At 70.5% G+C, this 26666-nt stretch carries 23 protein-coding genes; 15 read left to right on the top strand and 8 right to left on the bottom strand.

Annotated features, from left to right (window positions below; genetic code table 11):
- Positions 1-161 precede the first annotated feature (161 nt).
- The 8 genes from ccrA (at position 162) to QF034_RS33755 (ending at position 9323) form a co-directional block, all read left to right on the top strand.
- A complete protein-coding gene (ccrA, locus tag QF034_RS33790) occupies positions 162-1505 on the top strand; it encodes a crotonyl-CoA carboxylase/reductase (protein ID WP_307178482.1) in 1344 nt (447 codons plus the stop codon).
- Positions 1506-1515: 10 nt separating this feature from the next.
- Positions 1516-3543, top strand: coding sequence for an ethylmalonyl-CoA mutase (locus QF034_RS33785; RefSeq protein WP_307178481.1), 2028 nt, complete (start codon positions 1516-1518; stop codon positions 3541-3543).
- On the top strand, positions 3540-4502 hold the full coding sequence (locus QF034_RS33780; protein ID WP_193503427.1) for an HpcH/HpaI aldolase/citrate lyase family protein: 963 nt from the start codon (positions 3540-3542) through the stop codon (positions 4500-4502). Before QF034_RS33785 ends, QF034_RS33780 begins: the two co-directional genes overlap by 4 nt.
- A 5-nt stretch (positions 4503-4507) precedes the next feature.
- Positions 4508-5020 (top strand): MaoC family dehydratase, encoded by a 513-nt coding sequence (locus tag QF034_RS33775; protein ID WP_033309326.1) that lies wholly within the window; start codon positions 4508-4510, stop codon positions 5018-5020.
- A gap of 2 nt (positions 5021-5022) precedes the next feature.
- On the top strand, positions 5023-6228 hold the full coding sequence (locus QF034_RS33770; RefSeq protein ID WP_030242417.1) for an acyl-CoA dehydrogenase family protein: 1206 nt from the start codon (positions 5023-5025) through the stop codon (positions 6226-6228).
- 170 nt (positions 6229-6398) lie between these two features.
- Positions 6399-7055 (top strand): phosphatidylserine decarboxylase, encoded by a 657-nt coding sequence (locus QF034_RS33765; RefSeq protein WP_010038789.1) that lies wholly within the window; start codon positions 6399-6401, stop codon positions 7053-7055.
- 58 nt (positions 7056-7113) lie between these two features.
- Positions 7114-7896, top strand: coding sequence for a CDP-diacylglycerol--serine O-phosphatidyltransferase (pssA, locus tag QF034_RS33760; protein ID WP_097223278.1), 783 nt, complete (start codon positions 7114-7116; stop codon positions 7894-7896).
- A 206-nt stretch (positions 7897-8102) separates the two neighbouring features.
- Entirely contained in the window at positions 8103-9323 is a 1221-nt protein-coding gene (locus QF034_RS33755) for an alpha/beta fold hydrolase (protein WP_307178480.1), read from the top strand.
- A gap of 4 nt (positions 9324-9327) precedes the next feature.
- Here the strand turns inward: QF034_RS33755 and QF034_RS33750 are convergent, their stop codons facing one another.
- Positions 9328-10446: a glycerate kinase gene (locus QF034_RS33750; RefSeq protein WP_307180037.1), complete on the bottom strand. Its 1119-nt coding sequence runs from the start codon at positions 10444-10446 to the stop codon at positions 9328-9330.
- 292 nt (positions 10447-10738) lie between these two features.
- Between QF034_RS33750 and QF034_RS33745 the strand changes: the two genes are divergently transcribed.
- The 4 genes from QF034_RS33745 to QF034_RS33730 all read left to right on the top strand — a co-directional run bounded on the left by QF034_RS33745 (position 10739) and on the right by QF034_RS33730 (position 13903).
- On the top strand, positions 10739-11812 hold the full coding sequence (locus QF034_RS33745; RefSeq protein ID WP_307178479.1) for an ADP-ribosylglycohydrolase family protein: 1074 nt from the start codon (positions 10739-10741) through the stop codon (positions 11810-11812).
- A gap of 278 nt (positions 11813-12090) precedes the next feature.
- Entirely contained in the window at positions 12091-12543 is a 453-nt protein-coding gene (locus QF034_RS33740) for a hypothetical protein (RefSeq protein WP_307178478.1), read from the top strand.
- 28 nt (positions 12544-12571) lie between these two features.
- Positions 12572-13066 (top strand): NUDIX domain-containing protein, encoded by a 495-nt coding sequence (locus QF034_RS33735; RefSeq protein WP_307178477.1) that lies wholly within the window; start codon positions 12572-12574, stop codon positions 13064-13066.
- 81 nt (positions 13067-13147) lie between these two features.
- Positions 13148-13903 (top strand): SIR2 family NAD-dependent protein deacylase, encoded by a 756-nt coding sequence (locus QF034_RS33730; RefSeq protein WP_307178476.1) that lies wholly within the window; start codon positions 13148-13150, stop codon positions 13901-13903.
- On the opposite strand, the gene QF034_RS33725 is transcribed toward QF034_RS33730, so the two are convergent.
- From QF034_RS33725 to QF034_RS33715, 3 genes are read right to left on the bottom strand one after another with little or no spacing between them, the layout of a single operon-like run.
- Entirely contained in the window at positions 13863-14576 is a 714-nt protein-coding gene (locus tag QF034_RS33725; RefSeq protein WP_307178475.1) for a bleomycin resistance protein, read from the bottom strand. The two genes, QF034_RS33730 and QF034_RS33725, sit on opposite strands and share 41 nt — an antisense overlap.
- A gap of 36 nt (positions 14577-14612) precedes the next feature.
- Positions 14613-15095 carry a methylated-DNA--[protein]-cysteine S-methyltransferase gene (locus tag QF034_RS33720; RefSeq protein WP_307178474.1) on the bottom strand — a complete coding sequence of 161 codons (483 nt, stop codon included), beginning with the start codon at positions 15093-15095 and terminating at the stop codon, positions 14613-14615.
- A gap of 9 nt (positions 15096-15104) precedes the next feature.
- A complete protein-coding gene (locus QF034_RS33715; RefSeq protein WP_307180036.1) occupies positions 15105-16574 on the bottom strand; it encodes an AlkA N-terminal domain-containing protein in 1470 nt (489 codons plus the stop codon).
- Positions 16575-16729: 155 nt separating this feature from the next.
- On the opposite strand from QF034_RS33715, the gene QF034_RS33710 reads away from it, so the two are divergent.
- Complete coding sequence (locus tag QF034_RS33710) at positions 16730-17092, top strand: ArsR/SmtB family transcription factor (protein WP_307178473.1); 363 nt, start codon at positions 16730-16732, stop codon at positions 17090-17092.
- Between the two features lie 43 nt (positions 17093-17135).
- On the opposite strand, the gene QF034_RS33705 is transcribed toward QF034_RS33710, so the two are convergent.
- Positions 17136-21026 carry a glycoside hydrolase family 2 TIM barrel-domain containing protein gene (locus tag QF034_RS33705; protein WP_307178472.1) on the bottom strand — a complete coding sequence of 1297 codons (3891 nt, stop codon included), beginning with the start codon at positions 21024-21026 and terminating at the stop codon, positions 17136-17138.
- Positions 21027-21243: 217 nt separating this feature from the next.
- Positions 21244-22074, bottom strand: coding sequence for an alpha/beta fold hydrolase (locus QF034_RS33700; protein ID WP_307178471.1), 831 nt, complete (start codon positions 22072-22074; stop codon positions 21244-21246).
- A 176-nt stretch (positions 22075-22250) separates the two neighbouring features.
- Between QF034_RS33700 and QF034_RS33695 the strand changes: the two genes are divergently transcribed.
- A complete protein-coding gene (locus tag QF034_RS33695) occupies positions 22251-24296 on the top strand; it encodes a SpoIIE family protein phosphatase (RefSeq protein ID WP_307178470.1) in 2046 nt (681 codons plus the stop codon).
- A gap of 10 nt (positions 24297-24306) precedes the next feature.
- On the opposite strand, the gene QF034_RS33690 is transcribed toward QF034_RS33695, so the two are convergent.
- On the bottom strand, positions 24307-24720 hold the full coding sequence (locus QF034_RS33690) for a DUF7144 family membrane protein (protein WP_307178469.1): 414 nt from the start codon (positions 24718-24720) through the stop codon (positions 24307-24309).
- 266 nt (positions 24721-24986) lie between these two features.
- On the opposite strand from QF034_RS33690, the gene QF034_RS33685 reads away from it, so the two are divergent.
- The gene (locus QF034_RS33685) at positions 24987-26402 is read left to right on the top strand and encodes a DUF2252 domain-containing protein (RefSeq protein WP_307178468.1); all 1416 of its coding nucleotides are present in this window, start codon (positions 24987-24989) and stop codon (positions 26400-26402) included.
- A 7-nt stretch (positions 26403-26409) separates the two neighbouring features.
- On the opposite strand, the gene QF034_RS33680 is transcribed toward QF034_RS33685, so the two are convergent.
- Positions 26410-26607, bottom strand: coding sequence for a DUF8691 family protein (locus QF034_RS33680; protein WP_307178467.1), 198 nt, complete (start codon positions 26605-26607; stop codon positions 26410-26412).
- Between the last annotated feature and the right edge of the window lie 59 nt (positions 26608-26666).

Here is a 26666-nt window from a genome sequence, read left to right as displayed (position 1 = left end):
CGCCTGCCCGCCCGGACGCCTGCGTCACAGGCAACCTCCCGCGCCACCAGCGCTGCCGAACAGCACCACCGCCGAACCGACGGCACACCCTCAACCCTCAGCAGCACCGACGTAACCATCGGCGCCCCTCCCTCAGGGCGCTCACCGCCGGAGGCAACACCGTGACCGTTAAGGACATCCTGGCCGCGATCCAGTCGACCGACTCCACGTCGGAGGACTTCGCCGCCCTCCCGCTCCCCGAGTCGTACCGCGCGATCACCGTGCACAAGGACGAGACGGAGATGTTCGCCGGGCTCGCCACGCGCGACAAGGACCCCCGCAAGTCGATCCACCTGGACGAGGTGCCGCTGCCCGAGCTCGGCCCGGGCGAGGCACTGGTGGCCGTCATGGCCTCCTCGGTCAACTACAACTCGGTGTGGACGTCGATCTTCGAGCCGCTGTCGACCTTCGGCTTCCTGGAGCGCTACGGCCGCACCAGCGAGCTGGCCAAGCGCCACGACCTGCCGTACCACATCATCGGCTCCGACCTCGCCGGCGTCGTCCTGCGCACCGGGCCCGGCGTCAACGCCTGGCACCCCGGCGACGAGGTCGTCGCGCACTGCCTCTCCGTCGAGCTGGAGTCCAGCGACGGCCACAACGACACCATGCTCGATCCCGAGCAGCGCATCTGGGGCTTCGAGACCAACTTCGGCGGCCTCGCCGAGATCGCGCTGGTCAAGTCCAACCAGCTGATGCCCAAGCCGGACCACCTCAGCTGGGAGGAGGCCGCCGCCCCGGGCCTGGTCAACTCCACCGCCTACCGGCAGCTGGTCTCCCGCAACGGCGCCGGCATGAAGCAGGGCGACAACGTGCTCATCTGGGGCGCGAGCGGCGGACTCGGCAGTTACGCCACGCAGTTCGCGCTCGCCGGCGGCGCCAACCCCATCTGCGTCGTCAGCAGCGAGCAGAAGGCGCAGATCTGCCGGTCCATGGGCGCCGAGGCGATCATCGACCGCAACGCCGAGGACTACAAGTTCTGGAAGGACGAGCACACCCAGGACCCGAAGGAGTGGAAGCGCTTCGGCAAGCGCATCCGCGAGCTCACCGGCGGGGAGGACATCGACATCGTCTTCGAGCACCCCGGCCGGGAAACCTTCGGCGCCTCCGTCTACGTCACCCGCAAGGGCGGCACCATCACCACCTGCGCCTCGACCTCGGGCTACATGCACGAGTACGACAACCGCTACCTGTGGATGTCGCTGAAGCGCATCATCGGCTCGCACTTCGCCAACTACCGCGAGGCCTGGGAGGCCAACCGGCTCATCGCGAAGGGCAAGATCCACCCGACCCTGTCGAAGGTGTACTCCCTTCAGGACACCGGACAGGCCGCCTACGACGTCCACCGCAACCTCCACCAGGGCAAGGTCGGTGTGCTGTGCATGGCCCCCGAGGAGGGCCTGGGCGTGCGCGACCAGGAGAAGCGCGCCAAGCACATCGACGCCATCAACCGCTTCCGGAACATCTGAGGGCTGCTGGATGACAGAGCGTCAGAAGGACCGTCCGTGGCTCATGCGGACCTACGCCGGTCACTCCACGGCCGAGGCGTCCAACGAGCTGTACCGGCGCAACCTCGCCAAGGGCCAGACGGGTCTGTCGGTGGCGTTCGACCTGCCGACACAGACCGGCTACGACTCCGACCACATCCTCGCCCGCGGCGAGGTCGGCCGGGTCGGCGTGCCGATCGCCCACGTCGGTGACATGCGCCGGCTGTTCCAGGACATCCCCCTGGAGCAGATGAACACCTCGATGACCATCAACGCCACGGCCATGTGGCTGCTGGCGCTCTACCAGGTCGTCGCCGAGGAGCAGGGCGCGGACATCACCAAGCTCCAGGGCACGACCCAGAACGACATCGTCAAGGAGTACCTGTCCCGGGGGACGCACGTCTTCCCCCCGGGCCCCTCCCTCCGCCTGACGACGGACATGATCGCGTACACGGTCTCCCACATCCCGAAGTGGAACCCGATCAACATCTGCAGCTACCACCTGCAGGAGGCGGGCGCCACGCCGGTCCAGGAGATCGCGTACGCGATGTCCACCGCGATCGCCGTGCTGGACGCGGTGCGCGACAGCGGCCAGGTGCCGCAGGAGCGCATGGGCGACGTCGTCGGCCGGATCTCCTTCTTCGTGAACGCGGGCGTTCGCTTCATCGAGGAGATGTGCAAGATGCGGGCGTTCGGCCGCATCTGGGACCGGATCACCCGCGAGCGCTACGGCATCGAGAACCCCAAGCACCGCCGCTTCCGCTACGGCGTCCAGGTCAACTCCCTGGGCCTGACGGAGGCACAGCCGGAGAACAACGTCCAGCGGATCGTGCTCGAGATGCTGGCCGTGACCCTCTCCAAGGACGCCCGCGCTCGTGCCGTGCAGCTCCCCGCCTGGAACGAGGCGCTCGGCCTGCCCCGCCCCTGGGATCAGCAGTGGTCGCTGCGCATCCAGCAGGTGCTGGCGTACGAGAGCGATCTGCTGGAGTACGAGGACATCTTCGAGGGCTCGAAGGTCATCGAGGCGAAGGTGGACGAACTGGTCGAGGCCTCGCTCGCGGAGATCGACCGCATCCAGGAGATGGGCGGCGCGATGGCGGCCGTCGAGTCCGGCTACCTCAAGTCGCAGCTGGTCGCCTCGCACGCGGAGCGCCGGGGCCGGATCGAGTCCGGCCAGGAGAAGATCATCGGTGTCAACGCCTTCGAGGGCACCGAGCCGAACCCGCTGACCGCCGACCTGGACACCGCGATCCAGACGGTCGACCCGGAGGTCGAGGCCCGTGTCATCGCCTCGCTCCAGAAGTGGCGCGACAGCCGCTACCAGCCGCCCTTCAACCACCCGCGGCCCTGCAAGGCCCTGGAGCGGCTGAAGGAGGCCGCCCGGGGGACCGAGAACCTCATGGAGGCCACCCTGGAGTGCGCCCGCGCCGGGGTCACGACCGGCGAGTGGGCGGGGGCCCTGCGCGAGGTGTTCGGCGAGTTCAGGGCGCCCACGGGCGTCTCCTCGGCGCCGGTGGCCGTCCCCGCCGAGGAGGGCAGCACGCTGGCCCTGGTCCGCCGCAAGGTGGATCTGACAGCCAAGGACCTGGGCGTGGGCAAGCTGCGCTTCCTGGTCGGCAAGCCGGGCCTGGACGGCCACTCCAACGGCGCCGAGCAGATCGCCGTGCGCGCGCGGGACGCCGGCTTCGAGGTGGTCTACCAGGGCATCCGGCTCACCCCCGAGCAGATCGTGGACGCGGCCCTCGCCGAGGACGTGCACGCGGTCGGCCTGTCCATCCTGTCCGGCTCGCACGCCCAGCTGGTGCCGGACGTGCTCGAACGGCTGCGTGTGGCCGGTGCCACAGACATCCCGGTGATCGCCGGTGGCATCATCCCGAACGGGGATGCCGAGCAGCTCAGGGCAGCCGGAGTGGCCGCGGTCTTCACCCCGAAGGACTTCGACATCACCGGAATCATCGGCCGCATCGTCGACGAGATCCGGAAAGCGAACAAGCTCGACCCCCTGGAGGTCTCCGCATGACCACGGTCAACCGCCTTCGCCCCCGGCGTTCCTGCCTGGCGGTACCGGGCTCGAACCCGCGCTTCCTGGAGAAGGCGCAGGGCCTCCCCGCCGACCAGGTCTTCCTCGACCTGGAGGACGCGTGCGCCCCGCTCGCCAAGCCCGAGGCGCGGCACACCATCGTCAAGTTCCTCAACGAGGGCGACTGGACGGGCAAGACGCGCGTCGTGCGCGTCAACGACTGGACGACCGAATGGACGTACCGGGACGTCGTCACGGTCGTCGAGGGCGCCGGCCAGAACCTCGACTGCATCATGCTGCCGAAGGTGCAGGACGCCCAGCAGATCGTCGCCCTCGACCTGCTGCTGACGCAGATCGAGAAGACCATGGGCTTCGAGGTCGGCAAGATCGGCATCGAGGCACAGATCGAGAACGCCCAGGGCCTGAACAACGTCAACGAGATCGCGCAGGCCTCCCAGCGCGTCGAGACGATCATCTTCGGCCCGGCCGACTTCATGGCGTCCATCAACATGAAGTCGCTGGTCGTGGGCGAGCAGCCGCCCGGCTACCCGGCGGACGCCTACCACTACATCCTGATGAAGATCCTGATGGCCGCCCGTGCCAACAACCTCCAGGCGATCGACGGCCCCTACCTGCAGATCCGCAACATCGACGGTTACCGCGAGGTCGCCCAGCGCGCCGCCGCCCTCGGCTTCGACGGCAAGTGGGTGCTGCACCCGGGCCAGGTCGAGGCGTCCAACGAGATCTTCTCGCCGTCCCAGGAGGACTACGACCACGCCGAGCTGATCCTGGACGCCTACGACTACTACACGTCCGAGGCGGGCGGCAAGAAGGGCTCCGCGATGCTCGGCGACGAGATGATCGACGAGGCCAGCCGCAAGATGGCCCTGGTCATCTCCGGCAAGGGACGCGCCGCCGGCATGCAGCGCACCAGCAAGTTCGAGATCCCGGAGGCGTGACGGCGATGCAGTTCGGACGCACGTACGAGGAGTTCGAGGTCGGCGCGACGTACAAGCACTGGCCGGGAAAGACGGTCACGGAGTACGACGACCACCTGTTCTGTCTCCTCACCATGAACCACCACCCCCTCCACATGGACACGAACTATGCGGAGAAGACGACGGACTTCGGCAAGAACGTCGTCGTGGGGAACTACATCTACTCGCTGCTGCTCGGCATGTCCGTGCCGGACATCTCCGGCAAGGCGATCGCCAACCTGGAGATCGAGTCGCTCAAGCATGTGGCGCCGACCTTCCACGGCGACACGATCTACGGCCAGACGACCGTGCTCGACAAGTGGCCGTCGAAGTCGAAGAACGACCGCGGCATCGTGCACGTCGAGACCAAGGGCTACAAGCAGGACGGCACGCTGGTCTGCGTGTTCCGCCGCAAGGTCATGGTGCCGACCGAGACGTACATCAAGGAGCGCGGCGGCGAGCAGCCGGGCCGCCCCGAGCTCAGGGAGCAGGAGAAGTAGCCATGGCGCGACTCGCCCAGACCGCCGGTCTGACGGACATCCAGCAGGAGATCCTGTCCACCGTCCGTGACTTCGTGGACAAGGAGATCATCCCGGTCGCGACCGAGCTGGAGCACCGCGACGAGTATCCGCAGCAGATCGTCGACGGGCTGAAGGAGTTGGGCCTGTTCGGCCTGATGATCCCCGAGGAGTACGGGGGGCTGGGCGAGTCGCTCCTGACGTACGCGCTGTGCGTGGAGGAGATCGCCCGCGGGTGGATGTCGGTGTCCGGCATCATCAACACGCACTTCATCGTGGCGTACATGCTCAAGCAGCACGGCACGCAGGAGCAGAAGGACCACTTCCTGCCGAGGATGGCGGCCGGTGACATCCGCGGCGCGTTCTCGATGTCGGAGCCGGCCCTCGGCTCGGACGTGTCGGCGATCACGTCGAAGGCGGTGAAGGACGGCGACGAGTACGTCCTGAACGGCCAGAAGATGTGGCTGACCAACGGCGGGACGTCGTCTCTCGTGGCCGTTCTGGTGCGAAGTGACGAAGGTCACCCCGAGGGCACCGCGCCCCACAAGTCGATGACGACCTTCCTGGTCGAGAAGGAGCCGGGCTTCGGCGAGGTCCGGCCCGGCCTCACCATCCCCGGCAAGATCGACAAGATGGGGTACAAGGGCGTCGACACCACCGAACTCATCATGGATGGCCTGCGGATTCCTGCGGATCGTGTGCTCGGCGGGGTCACCGGCCGTGGTTTCTACCAGATGATGGACGGCGTCGAGGTCGGCCGCGTCAACGTGGCGGCGCGTGGCTGCGGCGTCGCTCAGCGTGCGTTCGAACTGGGCGTCCAGTACGCGCAGCAGCGTCACACGTTCGGGAAGCCGATCGCCCAGCATCAGGCCATCCAGTTCAAGCTGGCGGAGATGGCTACCAAGGTCGAGGCCGCGCATGCGATGATGGTGAACGCGGCACGCAAAAAGGACTCCGGTGAGCGAAACGACCTTGAGGCTGGGATGGCGAAGTACCTCGCCTCCGAGTACTGCAAAGAGGTCGTGGAAGACGCCTTCCGGATCCACGGCGGCTACGGCTTCTCCAAGGAGTACGAGATCGAGCGCCTCTACCGTGAGGCCCCGATGCTGCTCATCGGTGAAGGTACCGCCGAGATCCAGAAAATGATCATCGGCAGGCGGCTGCTCGAGGAGTATCGATTCCAGGGCTAGATGTCCGGATACGGGGTGTTTTCTTGGAGAAGAAGATCACACCCCGTCAGCACTCTTCGGCCGCCGACTCGGCTGCCTGGCTTACCCAGTTAGGGCCCCGAGCCGCTACGATCGCCGGAAAGCCGCCGTCCCCCGTCAGAGTGCGGCATCATCCGCTACGAAGGTCATCCATGCCCCACAGCCAAACCTCTGCACCTCGCGACAGCCGGGCCGGCGTACGCCTCGCGCGCGGAGCATCGCCGTGGCTCCTTCCTACCGTCGCCACCGCAGCCCTCAGCCTGGCCCGCGCTCGCCGCTCCGGCGCCGCGAAGGCCGTCGCCGTTCCCGCCACCGCGCTCGCGGCGGGGATGCTGTGGTTCTTCCGCGACCCCGAGCGCGAGATCACCCAGGGCCGGGTCATTTCGCCCGCAGACGGTGTGGTGCAGAGCATCATGCCGTGGAAGGACGGCCGCACCCGCGTCGCGATCTTCATGAGCCCGCTCAACGTCCACGTCAACCGCGCGCCGCTGGCCGGCACGGTGACGTCGGTCGAGCACGTGCCCGGTGGCTTTGTTCCCGCCTTCAACAAGGAGAGCGAGAACAACGAGCGTGTCGTCTGGCACTTCGACACCGAGCTCGGCGACATCGAGATGATCCAGATCGCCGGCGCGGTCGCCCGCCGCATCGTTCCCTACGTGCCCCAGGGCACCAAGGTCGAGCAGGGCGAGCGGATCGGCCTGATCCGCTTCGGCTCGCGGGTCGACCTCTACCTGCCCGAGGGTGTGGAGGTCGCGGTCGAGGTGGGACAGAAGACCGTGGCTGGGGTGACTCGCATTGACCGTGATTGATCCTGACACCAAGGCCGGCTGGGTCCCGGAGGCCGACGAGGTCGACGAGGAAGAGGAGATGCCCCTCTCTCTCCGCCTCTCGATAGCGGACACCCTGACGCTCGGCAACGCCACGTGCGGCTTCATGGCGGTGTACTTCACCACCACCGGCATCCTGATCCCGGACCTCATGGGCAGCCAGGAGTCCGGCATGGCGCGCAACAGCGCGGCCACGGCGGTCATCCTGATGCTGTGCGCGGCGGTCTTCGACCTGTTCGACGGCCTGGTGGCGCGCAAGCTGCGCTCCTCCCCCATGGGCGCCGAGCTGGACAACCTCTCCGACCTGATCAGCTTCGGCCTGGCGCCGGCGTACTTCGTCCTCGTCTACGGCATGGTGGCGGAGGGCGCGTACCAGCGGGTCGCGGCGGTCGGGGCGATCGTGGTGCTGCTGGCGGTGGTGCTGCGGCTTGCGCGGTTCTCGTGCGTCACGGTGAAGGACGGCACGTTCCAGGGCATGCCCTCACCGTTCGGCGCGCTGACGGTCGTGTCGATCGTGCTGCTGGAGCTGCCGTTCGTGGCGACGCTGCTGGCGATCCTGGGCACCGCGTGGCTCATGGTGAGCCGGGTCGAGTACCCGAAGCCGCGGGGGCGGCTCGCGGTGGCGATGCTGTCGTGGATCGTGCTGGGCATGGGCCTGATGGCGGCCTGGGCCTTCGACGCGCCGAGCGGGCAGCTGCTGCTGCAGACGGGATGCGCGCTGCAGCTGGTCATGGGGGCGGTGATCCCGCTGTTCGCGACGGCCCGGCGGGTGAACAACTTCCGTGGCAACCGGCGGGAAGCGCGAGCGGCGCAGCTGCCCTGACCTTCTCCCACCACTGACGGGTGTGGCCCGAGCCTCGAAAGGCTCGGGCCACACCCGTTTTCGCGTTCAAGGGCATTTCCCTTTTGCCCTTGACCGGTCAACTACCTCTGTTCAAGGCCGATTTGCGGGACATATACAGGAAGAGGAGGGTGGGTGAGGGGGTTGTCAGAGAGTTCCTCCCCCCTTCCCGCCACCGGGAGACGGCCATGCCCGCACCCACCCTGAGAGAACACCACGTCACGCTCCAGTCCCAGATCCCCGCGAATCTCAATATCACGGTGACCCTGCCCGTACGGGAGTACGACGGCACCAAGCCGAACCAAGCGCACAAGCCGGTGCTGATGCTGCACGGCAGAAGCGTGCCGGCGCTGGCGGCGTTCGACCTCGCCCCGGTGCCCGGCGGCTCCGCCACCCGGTACAGCTGGGCACAGGAGCTCGCGGACGACGGCTACGACGTCTTCCTCATGGACCTGCAGGGCTCCGGCCGGTCGCCACGCCCCAGGATGGACGAGCCGTGCAACGCCAACCCGGCCCAGCAGCAGGTCCTCGTCACCAACCCCCTCCAGCAGCCCTGCCCTCCCCCGCCCCCGTACCCGCACCAGCTGGGGAATTCGGAGAGTGAGTGGGCGGAGCTGGACACGGTGGTCAAGTTCATCAGGGGCCTGCCCGGCAGGAACAAGCCGATCCGCTGCATCGGCTATTCCCTGGGCGCGGCCATCATGGGCTCCTACGTCCTCCAGCACCCCGACAACGTCGAGAGCCTGCTCCTGCTCGCCCCCGTCTTCCCTCCCAAGGGACGGTGGTCGGGCAACCCCGCCGCCCCCTTCGGACGCCCGGCCGAGGCCCAGACGCTGCCCGTGTCCACGCCGGCCCTCACCTGGGGCTTCCCGATGCTCGTCGGCACCAAGACAGGGTTCAGTACGGGGCTGGACGGCAACCCCGCGCTGCGGGAGCCCGACATCGTGGACCTCGCCTGGGAGGCCTGCATGGAGAACGATCCCCTCGGCAGCAAGTGGGGCCCCGAGGTGGCACCGGGTGAGTACGAGGGCATCCTGCGGTACCGGAACACCTACTGGTGGGGCTGGAACAACCAGACGGTGCCGCACGAGAACCCGGTCGGCACACGCATCCTCGGCGAACAGGTGCCCGTGCTCATCATCTACGGGGAGCAGGACCGGGCCGCCAACAGCCCCGCGACCTTCCCCGACCCCATCCGCTTCTCCGTACCGGCCCTCTACACGGCCGTCAAGGGAACCCGGAAGCTGATGTTCTGCCTCGCCGGGGCGGGCCACTCCCTGGTGTGGGAGCGCACCGCCAAGACCGTGCACCACATGTCGAAGCAGTGGTTCAAGAACGGCAAGGTGGAGGGCCTCAGCAGCGGCAGCTACTTCAGGGACCCGGACGGTGAGCTGATACCCCTGCCGTGACGGCTCACGTCAGGAAGTCCCGCCCGATCCGCTCCGCCACCCGCTCCAGGATCGGCCCGGCCTCGGCGATGCACTTCGCCACGTCCGGCTCCGCGTCCGTCAGGGGGTAGACCCGGCGGAAACCGGCCCGGCCCAGCGTTTCCGGAGGCAGGGCGAGGCGGCCGCAGACCGCGACGACCTCCTTGTCCGCCGCCCGGGCCGCCGCGGCGACGCCCGCCGGGGCCTTGCCGTGGAGGGTCTGTTCGTCGAGGGAGCCCTCGCCGGTGATCACCAGATCGGCACGGTCCAGGGCGGGGGCGAAGCCCAGGACGTCGAGCATGACCTCGATGCCGGCGCGGAAACGGGCGCCGAGCAGCAGGGCGCCGTAGCCGATGCCGCCCGCCGCGCCCGCGCCCGGCGAGGCGGCGTACGCGGCGGCCTTCGGTCCGGCCGATTCCTCCAGCACCTTCGCGAAGTGCGCGAGGGCGGCGTCCAGGGCCGCCACGTCGTCCGGCGAGGCGCCCTTCTGCGGGCCGTAGACCGCGGGCGCGCCCTTCGGTCCGGTCAGCGGGTTGTCCACGTCGCTCGCGAGGACCAGTTCGATCTCCGACAGGCGCGGGTCGAGGGCCGAGAGGTCGGCGGTGGCCAGGTCGGCGAGTCCGCCGCCGCCCGGGGGTACCGGCTCGCCGTGCCCGTCCAGGAAGCGCGCGCCCAGCGCGGACAGCATTCCGGCGCCGCCGTCCGTGGTGGCGCTGCCGCCGACCCCGAAGACGATCGTGCGGGCGCCCGCGTCCAGCGCGGCCCGCAGCAGCTCGCCGGAGCCGTACGTGGAGGCCGTGAGCGGGGCGAAGACCCCGGCGGGCAGCCGCTGGAGTCCGCTCGCCTCGGCCATCTCCACGACCGCGGTGCCCTCGCGCAGCGCGAACGCCGCCGTCACCTCGTCGCCGAGCGGACCGGCGACCCGTACCTCCCGGCGCTCGAACCCGGCCGCGACCGCCGCGGCCACGGTTCCGTCACCGCCGTCGGCCACGGGCAGCGCCTCGACCTCCAGGTCCGGTACGGCCCGGCGCAGCCCGGCCGTCACCCGCTCGGCGACCTCCACGGCCGTCAGCGACCCCTTGAACTTGTCCGCGGCGACGAGCACCCGCCGTGCCTTCCGGGTATCGCTCACTGCAGCGTCCGCCACTTGCACTCCCCTTGCTCTCCGGGCCCTCACACACGTCAAGGCCAGTCGCGCCGCAGCGACCTTAACCGCAGGAGGTCCCGCCCGTCAGCTTCTGCCCACCCCGTGGACCGATGCCTCACGGGGCGCGGGGCTGTGTCATATATGCGGCTGCCGCCGCGCGGGCGCGACCGACCACGACGCACCGGCAGCCGCGCGCAGACCGCAGCACCCGCCCCTTAGGCGTTCTGCTGAAACGGGGTAGACCATCACCATGGCCCTTGCGCGTACGCAGACAGACCTCACCGACCGCATCCTCGGCGGCTGGCAGGGCCGCATCGCGGGCAACATGCTCGGCAAGCCGGTCGAGCAGGGCGAGGTCTGGACCCGCGACCGCATCGACCGCTACCTCCGCCAGGCCGCCGCCCTGCCGCTGACCGACTACCTCCCCGAACCGATCACCGAACACGACGGCTTCGAGCTGCGCCCCGAATGGCGCCAGTGCGTACGCGGCCGCATCCACGGCAGTTGCCGTGACGACGACGTCGACTACGCGATCCTCGGCCTGGACCTGCTGGAGACCCACGGCTTCGGCTTCAGCACCGAGCAGGTCGGCGACCTGTGGCTGCTGCGTCTGCCGTACCTGCAGACGTTCACCGCCGAGCGGGCCGCGTACCGCAACCTCGCGAACGGGCTCAAGCCGCCGCTGACGGCGACGTACGACAATCCGTACCAGGAGTGGATCGGGGCGCTGATCAGGGCCGACATCCACGGCTGGACCTGCCCGGGCCTGCCGCGCCGGGCCGCCTCGCTGGCGCGCAGGGACGCGGTGCTGTCGCACACCGGCAACGGGGTCTACGGGGCGATGTGGGCGGCGGCGCTGATCGCCGCTGCGTTCACGGCGCCCACCGTGCGGCACGCGATCGAGGAGGCCCTGGCCGTGATCCCGGCGAGCAGCCGGCTGGCCCGCACGGTGCGCCGGGTCGTCTCCCTGCACGACACCCGGATGTCCTGGGAGGACACGCTCACCACGCTCACCGAGGAGACGGCCGGGATGGGCTGGATCCACACCGTCCCGAACGCCGCCGTCCTCACCGCCGGCCTGCTCTACGGCGACGGCGACTTCACCCGCACCATCGCCCTGACCGTGCGCGGCGGCCTGGACACCGACTCCAACGGTGCGACGGCGGGGTCGGTGGCCGGGGTGTTCGGCGGGGCGGCTGCCATTCCGGAGCAGTGGACGGTCCCGCTGGAGGACACGGTCCGCAGCGCGGTGTTCGGCTTCGACGGGGTGCGGATCAGCGAGCTGGCGGAGCGGACCCTGCGGTTGGCGGAGCACCAGGGCTGAAGGGATCGAACCGGCCATTCCCCGGCCGAGCGTGGTGCCGGACCTGTTCTTCCGCTTCGCGCCCAGGGCACTGCAAGGGCTCAGTAGCCGTCGCTGTCGCTGATGACACACGGCCGTTCCGCTTGAAAGCGGTTCCTTGCGGCTGTTTCCGGCCACGTGTCCATGATCCGACTTTGTCGATCAAAACCGATCGTAAAGTGATCTGGCCATTGGCCCGCCCGATCATTTCCAGTCATCTGATTCTCGGCCTCACGCCCGACAGAAAGCGCCTGATTGTCATGTCTCGTCTCAGAACCGCTCTTCGCGCCACCGCCACCGCCACCGTCCTGACCGCCGCCGTGCTCACCGCGCCGGGGGCCGTGGCCGCCGAGCAGTCCCCGGCCTCGGCCTCGGCCACCGTGTGCGGCACCGGCTACACGCTGCGCAAGGCGATCCCGCTGCCCCTCGGTGTCGACCCCGACCTGCGCAAGGCGATGCTCTTCGCCTACGAGAACGGCAGCAAGGGCTGCGTCATCCTCGACAACAACGTCGGCCGGGCGCAGTACATGTCCGTGCAGATCTGCAAGGTGGACGGCACGGCCTGCGACCCCGACACGGGCACCTTCAGCGAGTACGCGGGCCCGGTGTACGTCTCCAGCTTCGCCTGCGCCCCGGTGACCGCCAAGATGGGATCGTCCTCCGGCAGCCTCTACATCAACTACAAGTCCAGCTACGTCTTCCCCTGCGGCTGAGCCGTCATCGGGTGGCTACCCTGCCCCCATGACCACCTCTTCTGACTTCGCCGCCTACATCGCGTCCCTGCCCCGCGTCCTGGCCGGTGCCGCCGCGCTGTTCCGGGACGGCGAGGGCCGGGTGCTGCTCGTCGAGCCCAACTACCGCGAGGGCTGGGCGCTGCCCGGCGGCACGATCGAGTCCGACGACGGCGAGACGCCGCGGCAGGGCGCGAGGCGCGAGACGGCGGAGGAGATCGGGCTGGACCGCGAGCTCGGCCGGCTGCTGGCGGTGGACTGGGTGCACGGCCCGGGGCGTCCGCCGCTGGTGGCGTATCTGTACGACGGCGGGGTGCTCGGCGAGGACGAGTTCAAGGCGATCCGCCTCCAGGAGGAGGAACTGCTCTCCTGGCGGCTGGTCCCGCGCGAGGAGCTGACCGAGTATCTGCCGGGCGCCCTCGGCCGCCGTGTCCTGGCCGGCCTGGACGTGCTGGCGGACGGCTCGGGCACGGCGGAGCTGGAGAACGGGCACCGGGTGTCCTGACCGGCCCCGCCCGTTCACCCGCCGGGATCCCGTTCGATAACCGCTCGCAGGCGTCGTACGGCCCGGCCTACCCTCGGGGACATGGCCAAGCCCCTCGTCGCGCTCCTCACCGGTGCCGGTATCAGCACGGACTCCGGGATCCCGGACTACCGCGGGCCGAACGGGCTCTGGCGGCGGGATCCGGAGGCCGAGAAGCTCGTCACGTACGAGTACTACATGGGCGACCCGGAGATCCGCCGCCGCTCCTGGCAGATGCGGCGCGAGAACCGGGCCCTTCAGGCGGAGCCCAACGCCGCGCACCGGGCGGTGGCCGAACTGGAGCGGTCCGGGGTACCCGTCCGGGTGATCACGCAGAACGTGGACGGGCTGCACCAGCTCGCCGGGATGCCCGACCGCAAGGTCCTCGAACTGCACGGCACCGCCCGGAGTGTCGTCTGCACCGGCTGCCACGCCCGCGGCCCGATGGAGGACGTGCTCGCCCGGGTCGAGGCCGGCGAGGACGACCCGCCGTGCCTGGAGTGCGGCGGCGTCCTGAAGTCGGCGACGGTGATGTTCGGCGAGCGGCTCGACCCCGTCGTCCTCGGCGAGGCGGCCGCCATCAGCAAAGCCTGCCAGGTGTTCGTCGCCGTCGGCACGAGCCTCCAGGTCCAGCCCGCCGCCGGTCTCGCCGGTGTCGCCGCCGATCACGGCGCCCGCCTGATCATCGTGAACGCCGAGCCGACGCCGTACGACGACCGTGCCGACGAGATCGTCCGCGAGCCCATCGGCACGGCGCTGCCGGAGCTGCTGCGCGGCCTCACGGACGACGGGCCGCCCGCAGGTCCTCCAGGCGCGTGAGTGCGTCTTGGCCCAGGTCGCGCTCGGCGTCGGTGAGGCGGAGCGCGGTGGCCCGGGCAAGGGCGGTCGCCGCCGTCTCCTCGTCGCCGAGTCGTCCCGCGATGTCCGCGCGCAGGACGAGGAGCTGAAGCAGCTGTACGGGCGTCGGCGTCTCGTCCGTCAGGCGCAGGACGCGGTCGACGACCTTGGCGGCGCCCGCCGCGTCCCCCTTGGAGTCCGCCAGGAGCGACGCGTGGTGCAGGGCCCGCGCGAAGGTCTCCCGGGGAGCGGGCTCATGGTGTCCGGTCGAGTCCGTGCGCTGCCCGACCCGGATGCAGTTGCCGCCCGGGTCGGTCATGAGGAACTGCCGCACGCCGTACGACATGTCCTTCAGCGGCCCGACGCGCGGCAGTCCACGCGTCGGGATCCTGCCGTACGCCGCCTTGAGCCCGGTGCGGAACGCCTCGTAGAGGCCGTCGACGTCGTCGGTCATGACGTAGCAGGTGCTGATCGAGTCGGTCGGTTCGTAGTGCTTCATCGCGAAGAACTGGAGCTCGACGCCGCCGCGTTCCACGACCGCGTACGGGTTGGGGCTGCGCTGTTCGTACGTCACCTCGAAGCCGAGGGCCGTGTAGAAGTCGAGGACGGGCGGGAGGGTGCGGCACGGCAGGATCGGGATGGTCTTCTCCGACATCGCTCCAGTCTAGTCAAATTTGACCAACTGTCGGGTCTAGAAGAGCGCGGCTCCCCGCTCGGAGTCCAGCAGGCGCTGTTTGCGCTCCAGGCCGCCGCCGTAGCCGGTGAGGCCGCCGTTCGCGCCGATGACGCGGTGGCAGGGGACGATGATGCCGACGGGGTTGCGGCCGTTGGCGAGGCCGACCGCGCGGGAGGCCGTGGGGGTGCCGAGGGCGTCGGCGAGTTGGCCGTAGGTGCGGGTCTCGCCGTAGGGGATGCGCCGGAGCTGGTCCCAGACGGCGCGCTGGAACGGCGTGCCGGTCAGGCGGAGTTCGACGGTGAACTCCTTGAGCTCCCCCGCGAAGTAGGCCTTCAGTTGTTCCTCCGCCTGCGCGAACAGGGTGTCGTCGCGGGTGCCGAAGGTCTCCTCCGGGGGGCGGTGGCGCTGGCCGGTCATGTAGAGGCCGCACAGGGCACCGTCGTCGGCGACGAGGGTGAGGGGGCCGTAGGGGCTGTCGGTCACGGTGTGGTGCTTCATGGAACGTCCCTATACCGGTAGGAAGTTGATCGGGTGGCTGTCGGTCGCCCAGAGGTACTGGACGGCGTAGGCCCGCCAAGGGCGCCAGGCCGCCGCGCGGGCGGTGAGGGCGGCGGGGGTGAAGGGCAGGCCGAGTTCCCGGGCGGCGCGGCGGATGCCGAGGTCGGTGGGGAGGAAGGCGTCGGGGTCGCCGAGGGCGCGCATGGCGATGACGTCGGCCGTCCAGGGGCCGAATCCGGGCAGGGCGAGGAGCTGGGCGCGGGCCTGCGGCCAGTCGGTCTCCACGCCCAGGTGGAGGTCGCCGTCGGCGAGCCGGCGGACCAGGGTGGTGAAGGTGGCGCGGCGGGTGCGGGGCATCGCCAGGGTCTCCGGGTCCAGCGCCGCGAGGGCCTCGGGGGCCGGGAAGAGGTGGGTGAGGCCGCCCTCGGGGTCGTCGACCGGTTCGCCGTGCGCGGTGACCAGCCGGGCGGCGTGGGTGCGGGCGGCGGCGGTGGAGACCTGCTGGCCGAGCACGGCCCGGACGGCGAACTCCGCCTCGTCCACCGTGCGCGGGACGCGCCGGCCGGGCGCCTTGTCGACCAGCGGTGCCAGGACCGGGTCCGTGCGCAGCTGCTCGTCGATCGCCACCGGGTCGGCGTCCAGGTCGAGCAGACGGCGGCAGCGGCTGATGGCGACGGTCAGGTCGCGCAGGTCGCTGAGGGTGAGGCGGCAGGCGATGTGGTCGGGGGCGGGAGTGAGGGACATGATGCCGTGGCCGTAGGGCAGCCGGAGGGTGCGCCGGTAGGAGCCGTCCCGCCACTCCTCCACGCCGGGTACGGCCGTGGCGGCGAGGTGGCCGAAGAGGTTGTCGGGGTTGAGCGGGGTGCGGAACGGCAGCCGCAGGGACAGCGCGCCGGGGGTGCTCGCGCCCTGCCGCTTCGGGGCTCGGGCGCGCAGCTCGCTCGGGGAGAGGGCGAAGACCTCGCGGACGGTGTCGTTGAAGGTGCGGATCGAGGCGAAGCCGGCGGCGAAGGCGACCCGGGCCATCGGCAGGGCCGTCGTCTCGATGAGCAGCCGGGCCGTCTGGGCGCGCTGCGCGCGGGCGAGCGCGAGCGGGCCCGCGCCCAGCTCGGCGAAGAGCTGACGCTCGACCTGCCGGGTGCTGTAGCCGAGGCGCGCGGCGAGGCCGGGCACGCCCTCGCGGTCCACGACACCGTCGGCGATCAGCCGCATGGCCCGGGCCACGAGGTCGGCGCGCTGGTTCCACTCCGGGGAGCCGGGGCTGGTGTCGGGCCGGCAGCGCTTGCAGGCCCGGAACCCGGCCTGCTGGCAGGCCGCCGCGCTCGGGTGGAAGACCATGTTCTCCGGCTTGGGCGGCACGACCGGGCAACTGGGACGGCAGTAGATGCCGGTCGTCAGGACAGCCGTGAAGAACCATCCGTCGAACCGGGCGTCCTTGGACTGGACGGCGCGCACGCAGCGCTCGGTGTCGGTGTGCATCCCCATCTGCATGCGTCCAGCATCGAGCACCGGACGAGACGAGGCTGGCGAGAATCCGACATCGACGTGCCAGGTAGGCGCCGCGCGGAGACCACAGAAACCGAGACAGATGAATATTCATTCATGTGTTCGTGGGTGACCGGTACGATGAGGTCATGGGTCATGGAGCCGTCATCCCCGCGCAGGACGCCGCCGAGCGCGTACGCCTGGACGCGGACAACGTCGCGAAGGTCGCCACCACGCTCCAGGCCCTGTCCACACCCTCCCGGCTGCTGATCCTGGCGCGGCTGCGGGAAGGCCCGCTGCCGGCCACCGAATTGGCCGCCGAGGTGGGCATGGAGCAGTCGGCCTGCTCGCACCAGCTGCGGCTGCTGCGCAATCTGGGCCTGGTCGTCGGCGAGCGGCAGGGCCGTTCGGTCGTCTACGCGCTGCACGACCACCATGTCGCCGAACTGCTCGACCAGGCCGTCTACCACGTGGAGCATCTGCGCCTGGGCATCAGCGACGCCGCCGACTGAGGCGGCGCCCCCTTGAGGCGGCGCCGCCGTCCCGCCGTGCGTTCTAGTCGGTGGCCGTCGGCCGTCGCGAGGCCGCCATCGCCTCGCTCACGCGCGTCAGCGGACGCAGCCGGTAGGTGTACGCGTAGTCGCGGTTGGCGAGGAGCTTGAACTCGTCGTGGGTGTGGGCACCCCAGCTGTTGTCGCCGCCCACGCCCATCTGACGGTGGTTGACCCGGAGGACCACCGCGTCCCTGGGGTCGAGCTGGTAGTCGTGGCGGGCGCCGACCGACAGGTCCTCGGGGGTGAAGCGCGAGGCGTTGACCTCCAGCAGCGGCTCACCGCAGACGAGCAGGCCGCGTCCGCCGCCGTCCGTCAGCGCGGCCCAGCGGACGTCGGTCTTGTTGCCGTTCTCCTGGGGGCGCAGGTAGGAGGTCCACTGCCCGGAGACGGTGCCGGAGTACAGGCCGACGTCGGTGGCGTTGTTGCGGTCCCACATGTTCTCCTCCGGGCCCCGGCCGTAGTAGTGCAGCCGGTCCAGGCGGCGGGGCAGGAACAGCAGGGTGCCGACCTCGGGGATGTACGGCAGGGTCGACGCACCCGGGTGCAGGGTGTTGTCGACCTTGATCTCGCCGTTGCCGAAGACCGTGTACGTCGTGCTGTACGTGGACTGCTCGCTGGTGGGCAGCGTGCCGGTGACCGTGATCTCGACGGCCCGGTCGTCCAGCGGGCGGACCCGTACGTCCGCGACCTTCCGCTTGGCTCCCGCGTCGCGCCACGTCTGGTTGCGGGTGTGGTGGCCGTTGCCCCGGTCGTTGTCGGTGGGCGCCCGCCAGAAGTTCGGGACGGGGCCGGAGGTGATGAGCCGGGTGCCGCCCGCCTCGTACGACGTGATGGTGCCGGTGCCCTTGTCGACGGTGACCGAGAAGCCCTTGCCCTTGACGGTGACGTCCTCGTCCCGGTCGGTGTATCGCAGGGCGGGGACGCTGCGCAGCGGCAGGGGCGTCACGGCCGGGCTGTCGGTGTCGAGGGCGAGCTGCTGCTTGGCCACCTCGAAGCCGGCCTTCGCCCACTTGGTGGACTCTTTGGTGGTGAAGGAGAGCTGGAGGAAGTACTCCGTGCCCGGTTCGGGCTTCGCCGGCAGCCGCACCGGCACCTTGATGTCCTTGCTGGAAAGCGGCGCGACGTTCAGCTGGTCGCGGGTCAGTCGGCCGCGCTGGACGACCTTGCCGTCGGCGAGCAGGGACCAACGGCCGTCGAACTCGCGGAGGTTGGTGAAGAGGTACTCGTTGGTGAGGGTGACGGCGCCGGGGCCGCCGGAGGCCGGGGCGGCGTTGATCGCCTGGTAGATCTGCTTGACCTCGGCGGACTTGCCCGTGAGGCCGCGGTCGGCGGTGATGATGCCGTCACCGGCGAAGGCGCCGTCGTTGGGGTTGTCGCCCCAGTCGCCGCCGTAGGCGTAGAACGTCCTGTCGCGGGGGCGCTGCTCGGCGAAGCGGGCGGTGGCGGCGTCGAACCAGAAGCGCACGCCCTCGTCGTCGGGGCCGCGGCTGTCGGAGGCCAGTTCGGTGGCGCTGAGCGCGCGGGCGTAGACGCGGGCCCGCCGGATGGTTCCGCTGAACTCCCGGGTCGGGTTGTCGATGTCGGTGGCGAGCGACAGGGACGCCGTGTTGTCGGCGGGGCGCCGGGTGGTGGTCTTGGTGCCGCGCACTTGGCCGTCGACGTACAGGGTGAGCGTCCCCGCGTCGGCGTCGAAGACACCGGCGATGTGGTGCTCCTTGCCCGTCCAGCCGTCGGGCAGCGCCCAGCTCGCGGTGACCCACTGACCGCCGCCGTGGATGAAGAACTCCAGGTTCTTGTCGGTCTGTTTGAGGGCGTACTGGGTGTCGCCCTTGGCGAGGATGGGCTGGTGGCCGTAGGGCACGTCCGGGGTGACCCAGGCCTCCAGCGTGAGGGAGCCGGTGAGGTCCAGGCGGGGGTCGCGCGGGAAGACGGTGCCGCCGGAGACGCCCTTGGCGCGGTCGAAGGTGCCGGCGGGCGCCATGATCTCGCCGCGCAGTGCGCCCGGTCCTGACTCGGTCAGCAGCTTGCGGGTGGGGGTCGGCCAGCTCAGGGCCTGGTCGACGAAGTCCCAGATCCAGCCGCCCTGGAGGACGTCGTAGCGGCGGACGATGTCCCAGTACTTCTTGAAGTTGCCGTTGGAGTTCCCCATCCCGTGCGAGTACTCGATCATCACGTACGGGCGGGTGTCGTTCGTGTCCTTGGCGCGCTGCTCGACCCGCTGCGGGCTGTCGTACATCTCGGAGCGGATGTCGCTGATGCCCGGGCGGTCGTCGCCCTCGTACTGGATGACACGGGTGGGGTCGTAGGAGCGGATCCAGTCGTGCATGGCGTTGAAGGTGGTGCCGCCGCCCGCCTCGTTGCCGAGGGACCAGATGACCACCGAGGCGTGGTTCTTGTCGCGGTGGACCATGTTCTGGGCGCGGACCACGCACGCCTCGGTCCACTCGGGGTGGCCGCTGCCGGGGAACCTGTCGCGGATGCCGTGGGTCTCGAGGTTGGTCTCGCCCACGAGGTACAGGCCGTACTCGTCGGCGAGTTCCAGCCACAGCGGGTTGTTGGGGTAGTGCGAGGTGCGGACGCTGTTGATGTTGAGCCGCTTGATGATCTCGATGTCCTCGATCATCTGCGCACGGGTGAGCGCCGAGCCGGTTTCGGGGTGCATCTCGTGGCGGTTGGTGCCGCGGAAGGAGACCGGCTTGCCGTTGATGCGCATCAGGCCGTCCTTGAGCGCGAACTCGCGGAAGCCGACCCGGTGCGAGAGGGTCTCGACCACCTTGCCGGCCGGGTCGCGCAGCCTGAGCACGGCGGTGTAGAGGTTCGGGTGCTCGGCCGACCAGAGCTTCGGCGCGGGGACGGCTCTGGACGCCTCGGCGGTGGCCTCGTCGCCGTCGGGGACGTCGACCGGCTGGTTCAGGGGCCGCGGCCAGACGGCGTGGCCGCGCGCGTCGTACAGCTGGGTCTCGACCGTGTAGCGGCCCGCGCCCTTGCCGCCGTAGTCGCGGACGTGCGCGGTGACCTTCAGCTCGGCGGAGGTGTAGTCGTCGCCGAGCGGGGTGTCCAGCTTGAAGTCGCGCAGGTGCACGGAGGGCGTGGAGTACAGGTGGACCGAGCGGAAGATGCCGCTCAGCCGGATCATGTCCTGGTCCTCCAGCCACTCCGCGTCGGAGTAGCGGTACACCTCGACGGCGATCTGGTTGGTGCCCGGCTTGAGGTGGCGGGTGATGTCGTACTCGGCGGAGGTGTAGGAGTCCTCGTGGTAGCCCACCAGTTCGCCGTTGATCCACACGTAGTGGGCGGACTTGACGCCCTCGAAGTGCAGGAAGGTGCGCCGGCCCGACCAGTTCCGGGGGACGGTGAACGTACGGCGGTACTGGCCGACGGGGTTGTAGCGGGTCGGGGCGGCCGGCGGCTGGGCGTCCTCGCCGCCGCCGTTGGGCCCCCACCAGGGGTAGGTGATGTTGACGTAGATCGGGAAGTCGTAGCCGTGCAGCTGCCAGGCCGAGGGCACGGGGATGGTGTCCCAGCCGGAGTCGTCGACGTCGGTGCGGTAGAAGTCGGCGTCCCGGTCGTCGGGGCGGTCGGCGTAGGCGAACTTCCACCTGCCGTCGAGGCTCAGCCGGTACGGCGAGCGGGTGCGGTCGCCGTCCAGTGCCTGCTCCAGGTCCGCGTACGGCATGAGCGTGGTGTGCGGCGGCTCGGTGCCCACGCGGTACACGGCCAGGCCGTCGTTCCACTCCGGCGGGCCGTCCGCCGCCGGTCGCCGGCCGGCCGCGTGCGCGACGGCGGGCGACGCGGACAGGGCGAGCGCGCCGAGCACGGCGGCGCCCCCTTCGAGCAGACGGCGACGGCTGACGACGGGCCGGTCAGCGGGGGACGGGAGCGGGTGCGGCATGACCGTGGCCTTCCTCGGTTCGACAGGGTGCTGCACGGACTGAGGGCACGTCAGATGCAGCCCCCAACTCCCTTGCTGGGTTTTTCTGTTGGGACGCGTGCAACTGACGTTGACGGAGCAACTGCTGAGCAGGCACACCCTAGGACTCGAACACAACCGAAGCAATGACCCCGTCGGACTTTGTGCGGTCCTGATGGTTCTCCCGCGTCAGGTGCCCTCAGGCTCCGAGGAAGGCGAGCAGCTCGCTCGTCAGCCGGGCGGGGGCGTCCAGCGGGACGAGGTGGCCTGACTCCGGGACGGGCACCAGCCGCGCGCCCGGGATCAGGGCGGCCAGCTCCTGCCCCTTGGCGAAGGGGATCCAGGTGTCCTCGGTGCCCCAGCAGACCGTCACCGGCAGGTCGAGTGTGGGATACAGGGGCTGGATGTCGTCGGTGTAGCGCTGGTCGGCCTGCGCGATCTGGCGGTAGAAGGCGGCCTGTCCCCGCTCGCCCGTCCAGGGCCGCACGAGCGCGTCCAGCGCGGCGGGCCGCAGACCGAGGTGGCTCGCGGACGTGACGTACTCGCGCACCAGCGCCTCGTGCAGCGCTGCCGGCAACTGCTCGAAGACGTGGCTGTGCTCCCCGACCAGACGGAAGAAGGGGGAACCCCAGGGTGCCAGGGCCACCGGGTCGACCAGCGCGAGCCGCCGGTAGCGGGCCCCGTGCAGCAGACGGGCGCGCAGTGCCACGCAGCCGCCGAAGTCGTGCGCGACGACGGACGGCTCCTCAAGCCCCCAGTGCGCGAGCAGCTCGGTGAAGATCCGGCCCTGGGCCCCGAGCGAGACGTCCTGGTCCGGGTGCATGTCGGAGGTGCCGTAACCCGCCATGTCCCACACGTGCACATGGTGTCCGGTGGCGGCGAGTGCCGGAGCGGTCTCGTGCCACACGTAGGAGGAGAACGGCGTCCCGTGCAGCAGTACGACCGGCTCGCCGCCGGGATCCCCGAACCGGTCCCAGCGCACGGTCCCCGACGTGGTGGCCAGGCTCTCCCGCAGTATCCAGTCAGCCAAGATCCCGCTCCCTCTTCTCTCGTGCGCCGGCCCGCGATCTCTCCGTGCACCGACCCGCGATTATTTGTCATTTCGGCGCGACAGTGTCGCTCCTCCGACCGTAATGTGACCTCATCGGACAGCCTGCGCAACGGATCTTGGCCGGACCTTTTGCCGCGCCGGAAGGAGCGGCTCGCATGAACGGGTATGCGCCCTCGGACCGGGACGCCGTCACGGCCGCGCCCGGTGGGCTGCTGGACCTGCTGAAGGTCGCGGCCGTGGTCCTGGACGGCGACGGGCACATCGCCCTGTGGAGCCCCGAGATCGAGCAGCTGCTCGGCTACACCGCCGAGGAGGCCTTGCGGCAGCGCGCCGACACACTCCTGATCGCGCCCGAGAACCGCCCCCGGGGCAGGGAGCTGTTCGCCCAGGTCAGGTCGGGGGAACGCTGGGCCGGTGTCTTCCCGCTGCGGCACCGCGACGGCACGGAACGCGCCGTGGAGTTCCGCACGATGCGGCTCCTCGACAGCGAGGGCCGGCCCCACCTGCTGGGTCTGGCCACGGACGCGACGACGGTACGGAAGGTGGAGCGGGACCTCGCCCTCTCGCACAGCCTCGTCAACCAGACCCCGCTCGGTATCGCCGTCTTCGACAACGACCTGCGCTGGGTCGGGGTCAACCCCGCGCTGGAGCGGATCAACGGGGTGCCCGAGGAGGCCTTGCTGGGCCGGCGGCTCGGCGAGGTGCTGCCGGGCCTGGACGTCGAGGCGATCGAGGCCCGGATGCGGCACGTCCTCAAGACCGGCAGACCCCTGCTCGACCAGCAGACCATCGGCCGTACGGCGGCGGACGAACAGGACCGCGCCTACTCGGAGTCGTACCACCGCATCGAGGACACCGACGGCCGCGTCCTCGGTCTCGCGATGGCCGTGCTGGACGTGACCGAACGCCAGCAGGCCGCGGCCGAGGTCGCGCAGGCGCGCCAGCACCTGTCGGTGATCGCCGAGGCCGGGGTGCGGATCGGCACCACGCTGGACCTTCAGCAGACCGCCCGGGAGCTGGCCGACGTGGTGGTGTCGCACCTGGCGGACCTGGCCGCCGTGGACGTCCTGGAGTCCGTCGTGGCCCGCGGCACCATCGCACCGGTGTCGGGCGGCGCGCCCGCGGAGTTCCGGGCGCTGGCCGTCGCGGCGGGCTACCCGACCGACGCCATCCACGCCGCCGACCCGGTCGGCGAACTGGCCACCTACGCCTCGTCGCGGATCATCACACAGTGCGTCCGCAGGGCCCGCCCGGTCCTGGTCGAGCGTGTCGACCCGAAGATGATGCGGCGCATCGCCCGGGACGCGCGGGCCGCCCGGACCCTGCACGAGGCCGGCGCACACTCCTACCTGGCGGTGCCGCTGGTGGCCCGGGGCAAGGTGCTCGGCACCCTCACCCTGTACCGCACGGTCGACGAACGCCCCTTCGACGACCGGGACCAGGTGCTCGCCTCGGAGCTCGCCGCGCGCGCCGCGATCTGCATCGACAACGCCCGCCTCTACGGCCGGGAACGCGGCACCGCCCTGACGCTCCAGCGCAGCCTGCTCCCGGCCACGCCCGCCGAGCAGGAGGGGCTCGACATCGCCGCCCGCTACCGCCCGGCGCTCAGCGAGGTCGGCGGCGACTGGTACGACGTGCTGCCGCTGGGCCCGGGACGCACCGGGCTCGTGGTGGGCGACGTCATGGGCAAGGGCGTCCAAGCCGCGGCGATCATGGGGCAGCTGAGCACGGCGACGCGGGCACTGGCCCGGCTGGACCTGCCGCCCGCCGAACTGCTGCGGCATCTCGACGACATCGCCGGCTCGCTCGGCGACGCGATCGCCACGTGCGTGTACGCGGTGTGCGACCTGCGGGCCGGGATCTGCTCACTGTCCAGCGCCGGTCATCTGCCGCCGGTACTCGCCGGGGCGGACGGCGGCGTGAAGCTCGTCGACGTGCCCGGCGGCGTGCCGCTGGGGGTGGGCGGCGTGGAGTTCGGCACCGTGGAGCTGGAGTTCGCGCCGGGCTCCCTGCTCGCCCTGTACACCGACGGGCTGGTCGAGAACCGCGGGGAGCCGATCGACACCGGCCTCAACCTGCTGACCCGCCTCCTGGAGAACGCGGGACCCAGCCTGCAACGGACCAGTGACAGCCTCCTCGGTGCGCTGAGCCCGGAGCCCGACGACGACGTCGCGCTCCTGCTGGTCCGCGCCCGCTCCTGAGCGAACGGCCTCAGACCCTGTCCCTGCGCACGACGCACAGGGCCCAGATGATGAAGCCGGAGATCGCGATCATCACGACCGACCAGACCGGGTAGGACGGCAGGGAGAGGAAGTTGGCGATGATGACGAGGCCGGCGATGCCCACGCCGGCGACCCGCGCCCACGTCGACGCCTGGAACAGCCCCATGCTGACGATCACGGCGACCACACCCAGGCTCAGATGGATCCAGCCCCAGCCCGTGAGGTCGAACGCGAACACGTAGTTGGGGGTCGAGAGGAACACGTTGTCCTCGGCGATCGCCGAGATGCCGCGCAGGATGCCCAGGATCCCGGCGACCATGAGCATGACGGCACCGAAGGCCATCAGGCCGACGGCGAATCCGCGGTGGGCGGTGTGTCCGTGCGTAGGGTGTGTGGCGGTCATCCTGGTGCCTCGTTTCTGTCGGGTGCGGCGCGCTCCGCGACCGGGAGGAGGTCCGGAGACCAGGCCCGGCTCGCTTCCCGGCTGCCCGTGTTCCTGCCCCGGGCGATGACGTAGGCGAACGCTCCGGGAAAGGGCAGGACGACGCGGAACCGTCTCAGCGTGCCCGCGTACAGGACGGGGCCGCCTCACCCGCGGCGGGTGATCCGTACGCCGTGCCGTGCCGCTGAGGTGGGTAGCGCACCCCCGAGAGACCGGAGAGAGCCGAGATGAACGATCCCGTACCGAGCCTCGCCCCGGCCTTCCGGTCACCGGCCGAGCGGGCCGCCGCGGGCCGCGAGGCGCGCCGGCGGGTCCCGCGTTCGTCCCACAGCTGGTTCGAGGCGGGGCCGGAGCGGCCGGACCCGGTCGAGGTGGTGGAGCGCCAGTCGGCCACCCGCCTGCCGGAGCTGGTGCCGATCCGCTACGGCCGCATGCTCGAATCGCCGTTCCGCTTCTACCGGGGTGCGGCGGCGATCATGGCCGAGGACCTGGGCCGCGCTCCGGACACGGGGCTGCGGGTGCAGCTCTGCGGTGACGCCCATCTGCTGAACTTCCGGCTGCTGGCCTCGCCCGAACGCCATCTGGTCTTCGACATCAACGACTTCGACGAGACCCTGGCCGGGCCGTTCGAGTGGGACGTCAAGCGGCTGGCGGCCAGTTTCGCCGTCGCGGGCCGTGCCCATGGCTTCGGGGCCGAGGAGCAGAGCGCCGCGGTGGAAGCGTGCGTACGGGCCTACCGGCGGCGGATGCGCGAGTTCGCCGGCATGCGCAACCTGGACATCTGGTACGCCCAGGACGACGCCGACCGCCTGCGGGAACTACTGGCCGCGTCGATGTCCGGGGAGGCCAGGCGGCGTACTGACGAGGCGACGGCGAAGGCCCGCACCCGCACCCACCTCCAGGCCTTCGCGAAGCTCACCCGCGTGACGGCCGAAGGGCGGCGGATCGCGCCCGACCCGCCCCTGATCACTCCGTTGCGGGACCTGGTGACCGACTCCTCGCCGCACGGGCAGGAGCAGGAGCTGCGCGCCGTCCTGGAGGGCTACGCCCGGACCCTGTCGTCCGAGCGCCGGCACCTGTTGCGCCGCTACCGGCTGGTGGACATCGCCCGCAAGGTGGTGGGGGTCGGCAGTGTCGGCACCCGCTGCTGGATCGTGCTGCTGCTCGGCCGGGACGACGACGATCCCCTGCTGCTCCAGGCCAAGGAGGCACAGGCGTCGGTGCTCGCCGCCCACACCGGGGGCGAGGGCTACGACAACGAGGGCCGCCGTGTGGTGGCGGGACAGCGGCTGATCCAGACGACGAGTGACATCCTCCTGGGCTGGACGCACGCCGTGGGCCTCGACGGACACGAGCGGGACTTCTACGTACGCCAGCTGCGGGACTGGAAGGGCATCGCGCGGCCGGACACCATGGGCCCCGGCCTGTTCCGCCTGTTCGCGCGGCTGTGCGGGGCGAGCCTGGCGCGGGCCCACGCCCGCTCGGGCGACCCCATCGCCATCGCGGCGTACCTGGGCGGCGGCGACCGCTTCGACCGCGCGCTCGCCGCGTTCGCCGGGTCCTACGCCGACCGGAACGAGCGGGACTTCGCCGCGCTGGGCGCCGCCGCCCGCTCCGGCAGGATCCCCACGGCGACTCTGTGAGCCCGGCTCACTCCGGCAGCTGGCGCATCTCCACGACCCTGAGTCCCAGCGCCTGGAGGCGGGTCAGCAGCCCGTACAGGTGGGCCTCGTCGACGACGGGGCCGTACAGGACCGTCTGGCCGGACATCAGCACGTGGTCCAGCTCCGGGAAGACCTTGGCCAGCGTCTCCGACATATGTCCGTCGACACGGATCTCGTAGCGCATGAACTGCTCTCCCGCGGACGGCCTGGAGCGGGCGGGGCACGCCCTTCCCTGGCGATGCT

Origin of the sequence: Streptomyces africanus, from assembly GCF_030816955.1 — a bacterium.
In the GTDB taxonomy this organism is placed as follows: Bacteria; Actinomycetota; Actinomycetes; order Streptomycetales; family Streptomycetaceae; genus Streptomyces; species Streptomyces africanus.
The sequence above is the reverse complement of the archived record's forward strand: the minus strand, read 5'-3'. Positions and strand labels throughout refer to the sequence as shown.

What these genes read in the sequence shown, in the direction of transcription:
- QF034_RS33785 (WP_307178481.1), top strand. Translation starts at nt 1,516, where the DNA reads ATGACAGAGCGTCAGAAGGACCGTCCGTGGCTCATGCGGACCTACGCC.
- QF034_RS33780 (WP_193503427.1), top strand. Translation starts at nt 3,540, where the DNA reads ATGACCACGGTCAACCGCCTTCGCCCCCGGCGTTCCTGCCTGGCGGTA.
- QF034_RS33775 (WP_033309326.1), top strand. Translation starts at nt 4,508, where the DNA reads ATGCAGTTCGGACGCACGTACGAGGAGTTCGAGGTCGGCGCGACGTAC.
- QF034_RS33770 (WP_030242417.1), top strand. Translation starts at nt 5,023, where the DNA reads ATGGCGCGACTCGCCCAGACCGCCGGTCTGACGGACATCCAGCAGGAG.
- QF034_RS33765 (WP_010038789.1), top strand. Translation starts at nt 6,399, where the DNA reads ATGCCCCACAGCCAAACCTCTGCACCTCGCGACAGCCGGGCCGGCGTA.
- pssA (WP_097223278.1), top strand. Translation starts at nt 7,114, where the DNA reads ATGCCCCTCTCTCTCCGCCTCTCGATAGCGGACACCCTGACGCTCGGC.
- QF034_RS33755 (WP_307178480.1), top strand. Translation starts at nt 8,103, where the DNA reads ATGCCCGCACCCACCCTGAGAGAACACCACGTCACGCTCCAGTCCCAG.
- QF034_RS33745 (WP_307178479.1), top strand. Translation starts at nt 10,739, where the DNA reads ATGGCCCTTGCGCGTACGCAGACAGACCTCACCGACCGCATCCTCGGC.
- QF034_RS33740 (WP_307178478.1), top strand. Translation starts at nt 12,091, where the DNA reads ATGTCTCGTCTCAGAACCGCTCTTCGCGCCACCGCCACCGCCACCGTC.
- QF034_RS33735 (WP_307178477.1), top strand. Translation starts at nt 12,572, where the DNA reads ATGACCACCTCTTCTGACTTCGCCGCCTACATCGCGTCCCTGCCCCGC.
- QF034_RS33730 (WP_307178476.1), top strand. Translation starts at nt 13,148, where the DNA reads ATGGCCAAGCCCCTCGTCGCGCTCCTCACCGGTGCCGGTATCAGCACG.
- QF034_RS33725 (WP_307178475.1), bottom strand. Translation starts at nt 14,576, where the DNA reads ATGTCGGAGAAGACCATCCCGATCCTGCCGTGCCGCACCCTCCCGCCC.
- QF034_RS33720 (WP_307178474.1), bottom strand. Translation starts at nt 15,095, where the DNA reads ATGAAGCACCACACCGTGACCGACAGCCCCTACGGCCCCCTCACCCTC.
- QF034_RS33715 (WP_307180036.1), bottom strand. Translation starts at nt 16,574, where the DNA reads ATGCACACCGACACCGAGCGCTGCGTGCGCGCCGTCCAGTCCAAGGAC.
- QF034_RS33710 (WP_307178473.1), top strand. Translation starts at nt 16,730, where the DNA reads ATGGGTCATGGAGCCGTCATCCCCGCGCAGGACGCCGCCGAGCGCGTA.
- QF034_RS33705 (WP_307178472.1), bottom strand. Translation starts at nt 21,026, where the DNA reads ATGCCGCACCCGCTCCCGTCCCCCGCTGACCGGCCCGTCGTCAGCCGT.
- QF034_RS33695 (WP_307178470.1), top strand. Translation starts at nt 22,251, where the DNA reads ATGAACGGGTATGCGCCCTCGGACCGGGACGCCGTCACGGCCGCGCCC.
- QF034_RS33690 (WP_307178469.1), bottom strand. Translation starts at nt 24,720, where the DNA reads ATGACCGCCACACACCCTACGCACGGACACACCGCCCACCGCGGATTC.
- QF034_RS33685 (WP_307178468.1), top strand. Translation starts at nt 24,987, where the DNA reads ATGAACGATCCCGTACCGAGCCTCGCCCCGGCCTTCCGGTCACCGGCC.
- QF034_RS33680 (WP_307178467.1), bottom strand. Translation starts at nt 26,607, where the DNA reads ATGCGCTACGAGATCCGTGTCGACGGACATATGTCGGAGACGCTGGCC.